Annotated in this window: 7 protein-coding genes, 6 tRNA genes, 3 rRNA genes and 1 riboswitch; of the genes, 14 read left to right on the top strand and 2 right to left on the bottom strand. The window is 51.8% G+C overall.

Annotated elements, in window-relative coordinates; all coding sequences use genetic code 11:
* Positions 1-107 precede the first annotated feature (107 nt).
* Positions 108-1,208, bottom strand: a complete 1,101-nt coding sequence (gene trmA / locus CKO_RS12935; RefSeq protein ID WP_012133825.1) for a tRNA (uridine(54)-C5)-methyltransferase TrmA — start codon at positions 1,206-1,208, stop codon at positions 108-110.
* Positions 1,209-1,322: 114 nt separating this feature from the next.
* A riboswitch (cobalamin riboswitch) is annotated at positions 1,323-1,512 on the top strand.
* A gap of 65 nt (positions 1,513-1,577) precedes the next feature.
* Between trmA and btuB the strand changes: the two genes are divergently transcribed.
* From btuB to birA, 9 genes are all read left to right on the top strand, one after another.
* Positions 1,578-3,446 (top strand): TonB-dependent vitamin B12 receptor BtuB, encoded by a 1,869-nt coding sequence (gene btuB / locus CKO_RS12930; protein ID WP_012133824.1) that lies wholly within the window; start codon positions 1,578-1,580, stop codon positions 3,444-3,446.
* Positions 3,391-4,242, top strand: a complete 852-nt coding sequence (gene murI, locus CKO_RS12925; RefSeq protein WP_024130654.1) for a glutamate racemase — start codon at positions 3,391-3,393, stop codon at positions 4,240-4,242. Before btuB ends, murI begins: the two co-directional genes overlap by 56 nt.
* Before the next feature lie 378 nt (positions 4,243-4,620).
* A 16S ribosomal RNA gene (locus CKO_RS12915) occupies positions 4,621-6,162 on the top strand.
* A gap of 70 nt (positions 6,163-6,232) precedes the next feature.
* A tRNA-Ile gene (locus tag CKO_RS12910) sits at positions 6,233-6,309 on the top strand.
* A 113-nt stretch (positions 6,310-6,422) separates the two neighbouring features.
* Positions 6,423-6,498: transfer RNA gene (locus CKO_RS12905), tRNA-Ala, on the top strand.
* Positions 6,499-6,673: 175 nt separating this feature from the next.
* A 23S ribosomal RNA gene (locus tag CKO_RS12900) occupies positions 6,674-9,579 on the top strand.
* Positions 9,580-9,780: 201 nt separating this feature from the next.
* A 5S ribosomal RNA gene (gene rrf / locus CKO_RS12895) occupies positions 9,781-9,896 on the top strand.
* The 16S, 23S and 5S rRNA genes sit together here with 2 tRNA genes alongside, the layout of an rRNA operon.
* Before the next feature lie 160 nt (positions 9,897-10,056).
* A complete protein-coding gene (gene murB, locus CKO_RS12890; RefSeq protein ID WP_012133822.1) occupies positions 10,057-11,085 on the top strand; it encodes a UDP-N-acetylmuramate dehydrogenase in 1,029 nt (342 codons plus the stop codon).
* On the top strand, positions 11,082-12,044 hold the full coding sequence (gene birA / locus CKO_RS12885; protein WP_012133821.1) for a bifunctional biotin--[acetyl-CoA-carboxylase] ligase/biotin operon repressor BirA: 963 nt from the start codon (positions 11,082-11,084) through the stop codon (positions 12,042-12,044). The genes murB and birA overlap by 4 nt, the downstream gene beginning before the upstream one ends.
* Before the next feature lie 30 nt (positions 12,045-12,074).
* Here birA and coaA read toward each other — a convergent pair whose 3' ends face one another.
* A complete protein-coding gene (gene coaA, locus CKO_RS12880) occupies positions 12,075-13,028 on the bottom strand; it encodes a type I pantothenate kinase (RefSeq protein ID WP_024130653.1) in 954 nt (317 codons plus the stop codon).
* Positions 13,029-13,427: 399 nt separating this feature from the next.
* Between coaA and CKO_RS12870 the strand changes: the two genes are divergently transcribed.
* The 5 genes from CKO_RS12870 to tuf all read left to right on the top strand — a co-directional run bounded on the left by CKO_RS12870 (position 13,428) and on the right by tuf (position 15,170).
* Positions 13,428-13,503: transfer RNA gene (locus tag CKO_RS12870), tRNA-Thr, on the top strand.
* A gap of 8 nt (positions 13,504-13,511) precedes the next feature.
* A tRNA-Tyr gene (locus tag CKO_RS12865) sits at positions 13,512-13,596 on the top strand.
* A 117-nt stretch (positions 13,597-13,713) separates the two neighbouring features.
* Positions 13,714-13,788 (top strand) — tRNA-Gly (locus CKO_RS12860).
* A 5-nt stretch (positions 13,789-13,793) separates the two neighbouring features.
* Positions 13,794-13,869: transfer RNA gene (locus CKO_RS12855), tRNA-Thr, on the top strand.
* A 116-nt stretch (positions 13,870-13,985) separates the two neighbouring features.
* Positions 13,986-15,170: an elongation factor Tu gene (gene tuf, locus CKO_RS12850; RefSeq protein WP_012133818.1), complete on the top strand. Its 1,185-nt coding sequence runs from the start codon at positions 13,986-13,988 to the stop codon at positions 15,168-15,170.
* Positions 15,171-15,234: the final 64 nt, after the last annotated feature.

Below are 15,234 nucleotides of genomic sequence, written 5' to 3'. Positions count from 1 at the left end.
CGGCGTAACCGCCTTATCTGGCCTACGATGATTTGTAGGCCCGGTAAGCGCAGCGCCACCGGGCATATCGCCGGATGGCGGCGTAACCACTTTATCCGGCCTACGTTTTACCTGGCAGTGAGTAACACGCCGCATTCCATATGGTGCGTATACGGGAACTGATCGAACAGAGCCAGACGTGACACATTGTGCGTCTGGCTTAATGTTTCCAGGTTCTTACACAGCGTCTCCGGGTTGCAGGAAATGTACAAAATACGCGGATACGCCTGCACCATTTTCTCGGTTTCACTGTCCAGCCCGCTACGCGGCGGATCGACAAAAATCGTTTCACACTGATAGCTCTTCAGGTCGATACCCTGCAAACGGTTAAACTCACGTACTCCGTTCATCGCCTGCGTAAACTCTTCGGCGGCCATACGGATGATCTGCACGTTATCAATATGGTTAGCGGCAATGTTGTACTGCGCTGCGGCGACTGACGGTTTGGCGATTTCCGTTGCCAGCACCCGGTCGAAGTTACGCGCCAGAGCCAATGAGAAGTTGCCGTTGCCACAGTACAGTTCAAGCAGGTCGCCTTTCGACGCTTTGGTTGCATCCAGCGCCCACTCCAGCATCTGAATATTCATTGCGGCATTGGGCTGCGTGAAGCTGTTCTCCACCTGACGGTAGATCATCTCTTTTCCCGCCACGGGCAGACGTTCGTCAATGTAATCCTGATCCAGCTCGATTTTGGTTTTGGTCGCCCGGCCAATCAGATGCACATTCAGGTTCTGCGCTCGCAGCGCATCCCGCAGCGTTTCCGCTTCCTGGCGCCACTCATCATCCAGCTTTTTATGGTACAGCAGAGAAACCACCGCCTGATTGCTCATCGTGGTGAGGTAATCAATCTGGAACAGCTTATGGCGCAGGACGCGATTATGGCGCACGCCTTCAATCATCGCCGTCATCAGCTGGTTAATCAGCTCGCTGGCCGCCGGGAAGCTGTCGACGCGGATACGGCTTTTTGTCTGCTGCTCAAAAATGATGTGATACAGGTCGTCGCCGTCATGCCACAGGCGAAATTCGGCGCGCATCCGATAATGGCTGGCTGGCGAGCGAAACACTTCCGGGACCAGGTCAGAAAACGGCGCCATCATACTCTGCAAGCGCACCACTTTTTCGGCTAGCTGCGCGTCATACTGTTCTGTCGGAAGGTGTTCGGGGGTCATGATGCATCCTGAAAAATAAAAGTACGCGGGGATTGTAGGGATTGCTCATCAGATGTCCAGTCATTGATGATTTCCGATATTGTGATATGCGGTCTGGACGTAGATTGTTACAGAATGTAGCATCCGTGAGCCGGTCCTGTGAGTTAATAGGGAATCCAGTGCGAATCTGGAGCTGACGCGCAGCGGTAAGGAAAGGTGAGATGAGAGCATAAGCAGACACTGCCACCCGGCGGGAAGTCATCGTCTCTTGTATCCTGAGGATAACTTTCCAAGCCCGAAGACCTGCCGGCTAACGTCGCATCTGGTGTTCATCATCGCGTACTATCGATGAAGCCTGCGGCATCCTTCTTATATTGTGGATGCTTTACAATGATTAAAAAATCTTCGCTGCTGACGGCGCTCTCCGTCACGGCATTTTCTGGCTGGGCGCAGGATACTAACCCAGACACCCTGATCGTCACCGCAAATCGTTTTCAACAACCGGTTAATACCGTACTGGCGCCTGCTGATGTCGTGACGCGTGAGGATATCGACCGCTGGCAAGCGAAGAATTTGAATGATGTGATGCGCCGCCTGCCAGGCGTTGATATCAATCAAAACGGCGGCATGGGGCAGTCTTCTTCTTTATTTATTCGTGGTACGGAAGCCAAACAGGTATTGGTTCTGGTCGATGGTGTTCCCATGACCCGCCCCGGCATTACGAATAACCCCGATCTGAATCAGATTCCAATATCGCTGGTGCAACGCGTGGAATACATTCGTGGACCACGCTCGGCGATTTATGGTTCCGGCGCAATGGGTGGGGTCATTAACGTTATTACGCACTCCGATCAAGAACAGTCAAAAATTACCGCGGGCGTTGGTTCAAAAGGTTATCAGCAATATGACGGTACGTTGCGCCATCGCTTTGGCGACACTGTCGCCACGGTAGCGGGTTCTTATGAGGGCAATAAAGGCTTTAACGTACAGCCCGGCTCAACCTGGGATCACGATCGCGACCGCGATGGTTTTCGCAGCAAGGCATTCTGGGGCAGCCTCGAACATAAATTTAATGATAATTTCGATGGTTTTTTCCGTGGTCACAGTTATACCAACAACTCTGATTACGATCTGGGAAGCCCGCCGTCTATTCCGGCCTACAGTGCTGATGAATCGCAACTCTACAATCAGAGCTGGGACGCAGGTCTGAAATTCAACTCCGGGATTTACTCTTCACAACTTCTCGCCAGCTACCAGAAGGTGAAGGACTATAACTACAGCAGTATTTATGGTCGCTATCATGACGGTACGACGCTCGATCGCATGACCCAGCGTAACCTGCAATGGGGTAATAACCTTATCGTGGGGCACGGTTCCGTTAGCGCTGGCGTAGACTGGCAGCAGCAGCGTTTGACCTCATCCGATACCGTGATGTCGGACACATATAAACGCGATAACACCGGTTTATACCTGACCGGTCAGCAACAATTCGGTGATGTAACGCTGGAGGCTTCAGGGCGTGAAGATCATGATGAACAGTTTGGCTGGCATGGCACCTGGCAGACGACGGCTGGATGGGAGTTTATCGACAACTATCGAGTAACTATCGGCTATGGTACCGGGTTCCTGTCTCCATCTCTGGGGCAGCAGTTTGGTTCTACCCGTTTTGGCATCAACGCGAATCCTAACCTGAAACCGGAAGAGTCTAAACAGTGGGAGGCCGGGCTGGAAGGGCTCACTGGTCCGCTGGACTGGCGCCTGTCTGCCTACCATTACAAGATTACTAACCTGATCACCTACTACTTTGATCCAAACACCTACCAGGGTGAGTATGACAATATTGATGCGGCAACCATTAAAGGCGTGGAATGGACGGGCAGCTTTGATACCGGCATCTTTAGCCATCGTGTCACGTTGCAATATGTCGATCCGCGTAATGACGACAACGGTGAAGTGTTAGCCCGACGCTCGAAGCGCCAGGCGAAGTATCAACTGGACTGGACGATGTTTAACGTCGATATGGATGTATCGTGGCAGTATTACGGCAAGCGCTACGATAACAACACCTCCCAGTACAATAACACCCAGCAAATCTTGCCGAGCTATAGCACTGTTGATGTTTCTGCATCGTATCCGATCACCGATCGCCTGACAGTTCGTGGTAAAATCGCCAACCTGTTCGATAAAGATTACGAGACAGCTTATGGCTACCAAACTGCAGGACGAGAGTACTACTTGTCTGGCAGCTACACCTTCTGATCCACGTCCCACCGTGCTGGTGTTTGATTCCGGCGTTGGTGGGTTGTCGGTCTACGATGAGATTCGGCATCTCCTGCCGAATCTCCACTATATATATGCTTTCGATAACGTCGCGTTTCCTTACGGGGAAAAGAGCGAAGCGTTTATTGTCGAGCGCGTCGTCGAGATCGTTACCGCAGTGCAGCAGCGTTATCCTCTCTCACTTGCGGTAATCGCCTGTAATACGGCCAGTACGGTTTCTCTTCCTGCATTGCGTGAAAAATTCGCGTTCCCGGTTGTGGGCGTCGTTCCTGCGATTAAACCCGCTGCGAGGCTGACCGCCAACGGCATCGTCGGGTTGCTGGCAACGCGTGGCACGGTAAAACGCCCTTATACCCATGAGTTGATAGCGCGATTCGCGAATGAATGTCAGATAGCGATGTTGGGATCGGCAGAACTGGTGGAACTGGCGGAAGCCAAACTGCACGGTGAACCCGTATCGCTGGAAGAACTACGCCGTATCCTGAGACCCTGGCTGCGGATGCCGGAACCGCCCGACACGGTTGTTCTGGGATGTACCCATTTCCCTCTATTACAGGAAGAACTGTTGCAGGTCCTTCCTGAAGGGACAAGGCTGGTGGATTCCGGGGCGGCGATTGCGCGTCGCACGGCCTGGTTGTTAGAGCATGAAGCGCCGGATGCCAAATCAGCGGAGGCTAATATTGCTTTCTGCATGGCAATGACGCCAGAGACCGAGCAATTAATACCCGTTTTACAGCGTTACGGTTTCGAAACGCTCGAAAAACTGGCGGTTTGAGGTGGTTTTGCTTAAAAAGAAAGCAGTCGGAAAATAATTTTGAATTTCCCCTTGTCAGGCCGGAATAACTCCCTATAATGCGCCTCCACTGACACGGAACAACGGCACACAGGCCGCCGGGTCAGCGGGGTTCAGCGATGAACGCCGGCAGAGAAAAGCAAAAATAAATGCTTGACTCTCAAGCGGGAAAGCGTATTATGCACACCCCGCGCCGCTGAGAAAAAGCGAAGCGGCACTGCTCTTTAACAATTTATCAGACAATCTGTGTGGGCACTCAAAGTGACATGGATTCTTGACGTCGCAAGACGAAAAATGAATACCAAGTCTCTGAGTGAACACGTAATTCATTACGAAGTTTAATTCACGAGCATCAAACTTAAATTGAAGAGTTTGATCATGGCTCAGATTGAACGCTGGCGGCAGGCCTAACACATGCAAGTCGAACGGTAACAGGAAGCAGCTTGCTGCTTCGCTGACGAGTGGCGGACGGGTGAGTAATGTCTGGGAAACTGCCTGATGGAGGGGGATAACTACTGGAAACGGTAGCTAATACCGCATAACGTCGCAAGACCAAAGAGGGGGACCTTCGGGCCTCTTGCCATCAGATGTGCCCAGATGGGATTAGCTTGTTGGTGGGGTAACGGCTCACCAAGGCGACGATCCCTAGCTGGTCTGAGAGGATGACCAGCCACACTGGAACTGAGACACGGTCCAGACTCCTACGGGAGGCAGCAGTGGGGAATATTGCACAATGGGCGCAAGCCTGATGCAGCCATGCCGCGTGTATGAAGAAGGCCTTCGGGTTGTAAAGTACTTTCAGCGGGGAGGAAGGTGTTGTGGTTAATAACCGCAGCAATTGACGTTACCCGCAGAAGAAGCACCGGCTAACTCCGTGCCAGCAGCCGCGGTAATACGGAGGGTGCAAGCGTTAATCGGAATTACTGGGCGTAAAGCGCACGCAGGCGGTCTGTTAAGTCAGATGTGAAATCCCCGGGCTCAACCTGGGAACTGCATCTGATACTGGCAGGCTTGAGTCTCGTAGAGGGGGGTAGAATTCCAGGTGTAGCGGTGAAATGCGTAGAGATCTGGAGGAATACCGGTGGCGAAGGCGGCCCCCTGGACGAAGACTGACGCTCAGGTGCGAAAGCGTGGGGAGCAAACAGGATTAGATACCCTGGTAGTCCACGCCGTAAACGATGTCGACTTGGAGGTTGTGCCCTTGAGGCGTGGCTTCCGGAGCTAACGCGTTAAGTCGACCGCCTGGGGAGTACGGCCGCAAGGTTAAAACTCAAATGAATTGACGGGGGCCCGCACAAGCGGTGGAGCATGTGGTTTAATTCGATGCAACGCGAAGAACCTTACCTGGTCTTGACATCCACGGAAGTTTTCAGAGATGAGAATGTGCCTTCGGGAACCGTGAGACAGGTGCTGCATGGCTGTCGTCAGCTCGTGTTGTGAAATGTTGGGTTAAGTCCCGCAACGAGCGCAACCCTTATCCTTTGTTGCCAGCGGTTAGGCCGGGAACTCAAAGGAGACTGCCAGTGATAAACTGGAGGAAGGTGGGGATGACGTCAAGTCATCATGGCCCTTACGACCAGGGCTACACACGTGCTACAATGGCATATACAAAGAGAAGCGACCTCGCGAGAGCAAGCGGACCTCATAAAGTATGTCGTAGTCCGGATTGGAGTCTGCAACTCGACTCCATGAAGTCGGAATCGCTAGTAATCGTGGATCAGAATGCCACGGTGAATACGTTCCCGGGCCTTGTACACACCGCCCGTCACACCATGGGAGTGGGTTGCAAAAGAAGTAGGTAGCTTAACCTTCGGGAGGGCGCTTACCACTTTGTGATTCATGACTGGGGTGAAGTCGTAACAAGGTAACCGTAGGGGAACCTGCGGTTGGATCACCTCCTTACCTTAAAGAACCTGCCTTTGCAGTGCTCACACAGATTGTCTGATGAAAAACGAGCAGTAAAAACCTCTACAGGCTTGTAGCTCAGGTGGTTAGAGCGCACCCCTGATAAGGGTGAGGTCGGTGGTTCAAGTCCACTCAGGCCTACCAGATTTTCCCTGAATACTGCGTTGTGAAATGACTCACATACTTTAAGTATGCTTCGTCATTCCACGCCTTGTCTCAGGAAAAATCATCGGTAAGAGGTTCTGACTGTACTGTATGGGGCTATAGCTCAGCTGGGAGAGCGCCTGCTTTGCACGCAGGAGGTCTGCGGTTCGATCCCGCATAGCTCCACCATATTTTACTGCTCATATAAGAAAACTTCAGAGTGTACCTGAAAAGGTTCACTGCGAAGTTTTGCTCTTTAAAAATCTGGATCAAGCTGAAAATTGAAACGACACACGTAAAGTGTGTATGAGTCTCTCAAATTTTCGCAACGCGAAATGTTTCACGAAACATCTTCGGGTTGTGAGGTTAAGCGACCAAGCGTACACGGTGGATGCCCTGGCAGTCAGAGGCGATGAAGGACGTGCTAATCTGCGAAAAGCGCCGGCGAGGTGATATGAACCCTTGACCCGGCGATGTCCGAATGGGGAAACCCAGTGTGACTCGTCACACTATCGTTAGCTGAATACATAGGCTAACGAGGCGAACCGGGGGAACTGAAACATCTAAGTACCCCGAGGAAAAGAAATCAACCGAGATTCCCCCAGTAGCGGCGAGCGAACGGGGAGGAGCCCAGAGCCTGAATCAGCTTGTGTGTTAGTGGAAGCGTCTGGAAAGTCGCACGGTACAGGGTGAAAGTCCCGTACACGAAAACGCACAGGCTGTGAGCTCGATGAGTAGGGCGGGACACGTGGTATCCTGTCTGAATATGGGGGGACCATCCTCCAAGGCTAAATACTCCTGACTGACCGATAGTGAACCAGTACCGTGAGGGAAAGGCGAAAAGAACCCCGGCGAGGGGAGTGAAAAAGAACCTGAAACCGTGTACGTACAAGCAGTGGGAGCCTCTTTTATGGGGTGACTGCGTACCTTTTGTATAATGGGTCAGCGACTTATATTCTGTAGCAAGGTTAACCGTATAGGGGAGCCGAAGGGAAACCGAGTCTTAACTGGGCGTTAAGTTGCAGGGTATAGACCCGAAACCCGGTGATCTAGCCATGGGCAGGTTGAAGGTTGGGTAACACTAACTGGAGGACCGAACCGACTAATGTTGAAAAATTAGCGGATGACCTGTGGCTGGGGGTGAAAGGCCAATCAAACCGGGAGATAGCTGGTTCTCCCCGAAAGCTATTTAGGTAGCGCCTCGTGAATTCATCTCCGGGGGTAGAGCACTGTTTCGGCTAGGGGGCCATCCCGGCTTACCAACCCGATGCAAACTGCGAATACCGGAGAATGTTATCACGGGAGACACACGGCGGGTGCTAACGTCCGTCGTGAAGAGGGAAACAACCCAGACCGCCAGCTAAGGTCCCAAAGTCATGGTTAAGTGGGAAACGATGTGGGAAGGCCCAGACAGCCAGGATGTTGGCTTAGAAGCAGCCATCATTTAAAGAAAGCGTAATAGCTCACTGGTCGAGTCGGCCTGCGCGGAAGATGTAACGGGGCTAAACCATGCACCGAAGCTGCGGCAGCGACACTATGTGTTGTTGGGTAGGGGAGCGTTCTGTAAGCCGTTGAAGGTGTGCTGTGAGGCATGCTGGAGGTATCAGAAGTGCGAATGCTGACATAAGTAACGATAAAGCGGGTGAAAAGCCCGCTCGCCGGAAGACCAAGGGTTCCTGTCCAACGTTAATCGGGGCAGGGTGAGTCGACCCCTAAGGCGAGGCCGAAAGGCGTAGTCGATGGGAAACAGGTTAATATTCCTGTACTTGGTGTTACTGCGAAGGGGGGACGGAGAAGGCTATGTCGGCCGGGCGACGGTTGTCCCGGTTTAAGCGTGTAGGTGTGTGCTCCAGGCAAATCCGGTGCACTTTAACACTGAGGCGTGATGACGAGGCACTACGGTGCTGAAGTGACAAATGCCCTGCTTCCAGGAAAAGCCTCTAAGCATCAGGTAACACGAAATCGTACCCCAAACCGACACAGGTGGTCAGGTAGAGAATACCAAGGCGCTTGAGAGAACTCGGGTGAAGGAACTAGGCAAAATGGTGCCGTAACTTCGGGAGAAGGCACGCTGATATGTAGGTGAAGTGGTTTACCCATGGAGCTGAAATCAGTCGAAGATACCAGCTGGCTGCAACTGTTTATTAAAAACACAGCACTGTGCAAACACGAAAGTGGACGTATACGGTGTGACGCCTGCCCGGTGCCGGAAGGTTAATTGATGGGGTTATCCTCGCGGAGAAGCTCTTGATCGAAGCCCCGGTAAACGGCGGCCGTAACTATAACGGTCCTAAGGTAGCGAAATTCCTTGTCGGGTAAGTTCCGACCTGCACGAATGGCGTAATGATGGCCAGGCTGTCTCCACCCGAGACTCAGTGAAATTGAACTCGCTGTGAAGATGCAGTGTACCCGCGGCAAGACGGAAAGACCCCGTGAACCTTTACTATAGCTTGACACTGAACACTGGTCCTTGATGTGTAGGATAGGTGGGAGGCTTTGAAGTGTGGACGCCAGTCTGCATGGAGCCGCCCTTGAAATACCACCCTTTAATGGCTGGTGTTCTAACGTGGGCCCGTAATCCGGGTTGCGGACAGTGTCTGGTGGGTAGTTTGACTGGGGCGGTCTCCTCCTAAAGAGTAACGGAGGAGCACGAAGGTCAGCTAATCCTGGTCGGACATCAGGAGGTTAGTGCAATGGCATAAGCTGGCTTGACTGCGAGCGTGACGGCGCGAGCAGGTGCGAAAGCAGGTCATAGTGATCCGGTGGTTCTGAATGGAAGGGCCATCGCTCAACGGATAAAAGGTACTCCGGGGATAACAGGCTGATACCGCCCAAGAGTTCATATCGACGGCGGTGTTTGGCACCTCGATGTCGGCTCATCACATCCTGGGGCTGAAGTAGGTCCCAAGGGTATGGCTGTTCGCCATTTAAAGTGGTACGCGAGCTGGGTTTAGAACGTCGTGAGACAGTTCGGTCCCTATCTGCCGTGGGCGCTGGAGAACTGAGGGGGGCTGCTCCTAGTACGAGAGGACCGGAGTGGACGCACCACTGGTGTTCGGGTTGTCATGCCAATGGCACTGCCCGGTAGCTAAATGCGGAAGAGATAAGTGCTGAAAGCATCTAAGCACGAAACTTGCCCCGAGATGAGTTCTCCCTGACTCCTTGAGAGTCCTGAAGGAACGTTGAAGACGACGACGTTGATAGGCCGGGTGTGTAAGCGCAGCGATGCGTTGAGCTAACCGGTACTAATGAACCGTGAGGCTTAACCTTACAACGCCGAAGATGTTTTGGCGATTTGAGAGACGATTTTCAGCTTTGATTACAGATTTTGCGAAAACGAAAGATTTTACGCTGAGCCAAGGCGGCAAGCGAAGGAAAGGAAGGAGCATACACAGGTATGTGACTGAGTTTACGAGCGCAGCCAACGCAGTATCAGGGTAAAAGATTCGTTTTAAGGGCACAAAGAATTTGCCTGGCGGCCGTAGCGCGGTGGTCCCACCTGACCCCATGCCGAACTCAGAAGTGAAACGCCGTAGCGCCGATGGTAGTGTGGGGTCTCCCCATGCGAGAGTAGGGAACTGCCAGGCATTAATTAAAGTGAAGAGGCCATCCTGAGGGATGGCCTTTTTGCGTTCATGCGTCCGGGTCAGCCGGATGTCGGCTGCGCCTTATCCCACCTACATAACCACAAGCCATACTGTTACATATGCGGTAAACTAGACGCGATTTTGCATCAGGAAAGCGTCTATGAATCACTCCCTCAAACCCTGGAATACCTTCGGTATCGATCAACGCGCTAACGAGATTGTCTGTGCCGAAAATGAACAACAACTATTGGATGCCTGGCAATCGGCTAAAGCATCAAATCATCCGGTACTGATACTGGGCGAAGGGAGTAACGTTCTGTTTCTTGATACCTTTCATGGAACGGTGATTATCAACCGTATCAAAGGTATTGAGGTGACAGAGCAACCCGAGGCATGGCACTTGCACGTAGGGGCGGGGGAAAACTGGCATAACCTGGTACGATACACACTCCAGCAAGGTATGCCGGGGCTGGAAAATCTGGCGCTTATTCCGGGGTGCGTCGGTTCTTCTCCTATCCAGAACATTGGCGCCTATGGTGTAGAACTACAGCGGGTCTGTGACTATGTGGATTGTGTCGAGCTGGCAACCGGAAAGTCTCTACGGGTGAGTGCCACAGAGTGCCGCTTTGGTTATCGTGATAGTATCTTCAAGCATGAATATCAGGATCGTTACGCCATTGTGGCTGTCGGCCTGCGTTTACCAAAACAGTGGCAGCCCGTACTGACTTATGGCGACTTGGTTCGCCTTGAACCTGAAACGGTCACGCCGCAGCAGGTGTTTGATGCCGTATGCCATATGCGCACCACGAAACTGCCCGATCCAAAAGTAAATGGTAATGCAGGTAGCTTCTTTAAAAATCCTGTTGTTACAGCAGAGATTGCGCACACATTACTGGCGCAATTTCCCGGTGCGCCACATTACCCGCAGGCCGATGGTTCAGTGAAGCTGGCTGCCGGTTGGTTGATCGATCAGTGCCAGCTAAAAGGCGTCAGTATTGGGGGCGCTGCGGTACATCGTCAGCAGGCTCTGGTGCTGATTAACGTACATAATGCGACAAGCGAGGATGTGGTGAAACTCGCGCATCATGTGCGTCAGAACGTGGGTGAGAAATTTAATGTCTGGCTGGAACCGGAAGTTCGGTTTATCGGGCAGACCGGTGAAGTGAATGCTGTGGAGATCATTGCATGAAGGATAATACCGTTCCCCTGACGCTGATCTCTTTGCTGGCCGATGGTGAGTTTCATTCGGGTGAACAGCTGGGTGAAACGCTGGGAATGAGCCGCGCAGCCATCAACAAGCATGTCCAGACGTTGCGTGACTGGGGTGTTGATGTGTTTACCGTTCCTGGCAAAGGATATAGCCTGCCAGAACCTATCCAATTATTAGATGCTTCTGTCATCCATGCACAACTGGACAGCGGGAATGTCACGGTACTTCCGGTTATCGATTCGACGAACCAGTATCTGCTGGATCGTATCGGCCAGTTGACGTCGGGTGATGCCTGTGTAGCGGAATACCAGCAGGCTGGGCGTGGTCGTCGTGGGCGGAAATGGTTCTCTCCATTTGGTGCGAACCTGTATCTTTCTATGTACTGGCGTCTGGAGCAGGGGCCGGCAGCCGCGATCGGGCTGAGTCTGGTGATCGGCATTGTGATGGCTGAGGTTCTGCGCGATCTGGGTGCAGAGAAGGTTCGGGTTAAGTGGCCTAATGATCTCTATTTACTCGATCGCAAGCTGGCAGGCATTCTGGTTGAGCTTACGGGTAAAACGGGCGACGCTGCGCAAATCGTTATTGGCGCAGGCATCAATATGGCCATGCGCCGTGTGGAAGAAGGTGTTGTGAATCAGGGATGGATCAATCTCCAGGAAGCGGGCATTACGCTTGATCGCAACATGCTGGCGGCGACGTTAATCAAAGAGTTGCGTGCGGCGCTGGAACTCTTTGAGCAGGAAGGTCTGGCACCTTACCTGTCTCGCTGGGAAAAACTGGATAATTTTATTAACCGACCGGTTAAACTGATTATTGGTGATAAAGAAATATTTGGTATTTCCCGTGGGATAGATGCGCAAGGCGCGTTGTTGCTTGAACAGGATGGCGTAATTAAGCCGTGGATGGGCGGAGAAATATCTTTACGCAGCGCAGAATAATAAAAAGGGAGCTAAGGCTCCCTTTTTACATTATTTTCTCAACCTGACTTGTTCGACCGCATGATTGGCGCTTTTGGTCATAATCAGACTGGCCCGCTCACGAGTGGGTAAAATATTTTGCTTTAAGTTCAACCAGTTGATTTCTTTCCATAATGATGCGGCGGTATTGATCGCTTCATCTTTCGATAATTTTGCGTAATTATGGAAATAAGAATCTGGGTCGGTGAACGCCCCCTCACGGAATTTCAGGAAGCGGTTGATGTACCACGTCTGGAGTAAATCTTCAGGCGCATCAACATAAATAGAAAAATCAACGAAGTCAGAAACAAATACATGATGTGGATCGTGAGGATAATCCATTCCACTCTGTAGTACATTTAAGCCTTCAAGAATTAATATATCGGGCTGCGCGACGGTTTTATCTCCGTCTGGAATCACATCATAAATCAGGTGTGAATAGACTGGCGCGGTAACATTTGGCACCCCTGATTTGAGATCGGAAACGAACTTCACCAGACGGTGCATATCGTAAGACTCAGGAAAGCCTTTCTTCTTCATCAGCCCGCGATCTTTCAGCACCTGGTTAGGGTGTAGAAAACCGTCAGTGGTGATCAATTCGACGCGACGATGTTCCGGCCAGCGGCTCAGCAGCGCTTGCAGTACGCGCGCGGTGGTGCTTTTGCCCACGGCAACGCTACCGGCGATGCTGATGATATAAGGAATACGCTGGCCGTTAGTGCCTAAAAATTGCTCCAGAACAGCCTGACGGCGCAGGTTTGAACTGATATAGAAATTTAGCAAACGCGACAGGGGCAAATAAATCTCGGCAACTTCTTCCAGTGATAAATCTTCATTAATGCCTTTGAGTCGTGCGATTTCGCCCTCGGTCAGGGTCATCGGCACGGAATCACGAAGCGCAGCCCACTGGTTGCGATCAAATTGTAGGTAAGGCGTCATTAACGTTTGCTCTTTACTCATAAGCATGTTTCTGGCTGTCATTGCTACATCAGGTCAGCGATAAAAAAGCGAATCATCCCCGGCATGCAATGGCACGACACATTTCAGTTAATTTGGACAATGGGCAGGAGGGTAACACCAGATGGGAGGGAATAATAAGAAAAAATCTCTCCTGATAAGTTATCCCTGAAACGCAATGTGACGGATATACCATATGTAAAAGAAGAATTTTTCTCTTTTTCAAACACAGATATGATGATGCTCTCCGTTAAGCCGTTAGCATCCTGGTGTCGAAAAATCGCACTGACCTGACTAAAAATAGGCCATTTAGCGGTCTTGTCGTGCAAAATGTGAGCGATAGAACATTTTATGCAATTTTTTAGTTGCATGAGGTCGCAGGTCTCCATAGAATGCGCGCTACTTGATGCCGACTTAGCTCAGTAGGTAGAGCAACTGACTTGTAATCAGTAGGTCACCAGTTCGATTCCGGTAGTCGGCACCATCAAGTCCGGTGGGGTTCCCGAGCGGCCAAAGGGAGCAGACTGTAAATCTGCCGTCACAGACTTCGAAGGTTCGAATCCTTCCCCCACCACCACTTTCTGGCAGCGTGTTTGCTGTCTGAACTGGTTGAAAAAATTAACCGGTTCGAATAAGAAAAGAGACATGTCTCTTTTTTTGTTACAGAAAGAACTGGGTAGCCGAGTTCCAGGATGCGGGCATCGTATAATGGCTATTACCTCAGCCTTCCAAGCTGATGATGCGGGTTCGATTCCCGCTGCCCGCTCCAGACGTGCTGATATGGCTCAGTTGGTAGAGCGCACCCTTGGTAAGGGTGAGGTCCCCAGTTCGACTCTGGGTATCAGCACCACTTCACTTCTCCTTCCCGTTTCTCTCTGTATAAACTTAAATATTCAACAATTCAGGCATATCGCCTGGTTGATGTGGTGATATCACCGATTTATCCGTGTCTTAGAGGGACAATCGATGTCTAAAGAAAAGTTTGAACGTACAAAACCGCACGTCAACGTCGGTACTATCGGCCACGTTGACCATGGTAAAACAACGCTGACCGCTGCAATCACTACCGTACTGGCTAAAACCTACGGCGGTGCTGCTCGCGCATTCGACCAGATCGATAACGCGCCGGAAGAAAAAGCTCGTGGTATCACCATCAACACTTCTCACGTTGAATACGACACCCCGACTCGCCACTACGCGCACGTAGACTGCCCGGGCCACGCCGACTATGTTAAAAACATGATCACCGGTGCTGCGCAGATGGACGGCGCGATCCTGGTTGTTGCTGCGACTGACGGCCCGATGCCGCAGACCCGTGAGCACATCCTGCTGGGTCGTCAGGTAGGCGTTCCGTACATCATCGTGTTCCTGAACAAATGCGACATGGTTGATGACGAAGAGCTGCTGGAACTGGTTGAGATGGAAGTGCGTGAACTGCTGTCTCAGTACGATTTCCCGGGCGACGACACGCCGATCGTTCGTGGTTCTGCTCTGAAAGCGCTGGAAGGCGACGCTGAGTGGGAAGCGAAAATCATCGAACTGGCTGGCTACCTGGATTCTTACATCCCGGAACCAGAGCGTGCGATTGACAAGCCGTTCCTGCTGCCGATCGAAGACGTATTCTCCATCTCCGGTCGTGGTACCGTTGTTACCGGTCGTGTAGAGCGCGGTATCATCAAAGTGGGCGAAGAAGTTGAAATCGTTGGTATCAAAGAGACTGCGAAGTCTACCTGTACTGGCGTTGAAATGTTCCGCAAACTGCTGGACGAAGGCCGTGCTGGTGAGAACGTAGGTGTTCTGCTGCGTGGTATCAAACGTGAAGAAATCGAACGTGGTCAGGTACTGGCTAAGCCGGGCACCATCAAGCCGCACACCAAGTTCGAATCTGAAGTGTACATTCTGTCCAAAGATGAAGGCGGCCGTCATACTCCGTTCTTCAAAGGCTACCGTCCGCAGTTCTACTTCCGTACAACTGACGTGACTGGCACCATCGAACTGCCGGAAGGCGTAGAGATGGTAATGCCGGGCGACAACATCAAAATGGTTGTTACCCTGATCCACCCGATCGCGATGGACGACGGTCTGCGTTTCGCAATCCGTGAAGGCGGCCGTACTGTTGGCGCAGGCGTGGTTGCTAAAGTTCTCGGCTAATCGCTGATAACATTTGACGCAATGCGCAATAAAAGGGCATCATTTGATGCCCTTTTTGCACGCT

It is taken from the genome of Citrobacter koseri ATCC BAA-895, assembly GCF_000018045.1.
Classification (GTDB): domain Bacteria; phylum Pseudomonadota; class Gammaproteobacteria; order Enterobacterales; family Enterobacteriaceae; genus Citrobacter_B; species Citrobacter_B koseri.
This window is presented reverse-complemented; position numbering and strand designations above follow the sequence as displayed.

Excerpts from the sequence above, each read along its gene's own strand:
- birA (WP_012133821.1), top strand. The coding sequence starts at position 11,082 with ATGAAGGATAATACCGTTCCCCTGACGCTGATCTCTTTGCTGGCCGAT.
- trmA (WP_012133825.1), bottom strand. The coding sequence starts at position 1,208 with ATGACCCCCGAACACCTTCCGACAGAACAGTATGACGCGCAGCTAGCC.
- murI (WP_024130654.1), top strand. The coding sequence starts at position 3,391 with ATGGCTACCAAACTGCAGGACGAGAGTACTACTTGTCTGGCAGCTACA.
- btuB (WP_012133824.1), top strand. The coding sequence starts at position 1,578 with ATGATTAAAAAATCTTCGCTGCTGACGGCGCTCTCCGTCACGGCATTT.
- murB (WP_012133822.1), top strand. The coding sequence starts at position 10,057 with ATGAATCACTCCCTCAAACCCTGGAATACCTTCGGTATCGATCAACGC.
- tuf (WP_012133818.1), top strand. The coding sequence starts at position 13,986 with ATGTCTAAAGAAAAGTTTGAACGTACAAAACCGCACGTCAACGTCGGT.
- coaA (WP_024130653.1), bottom strand. The coding sequence starts at position 13,028 with ATGCTTATGAGTAAAGAGCAAACGTTAATGACGCCTTACCTACAATTT.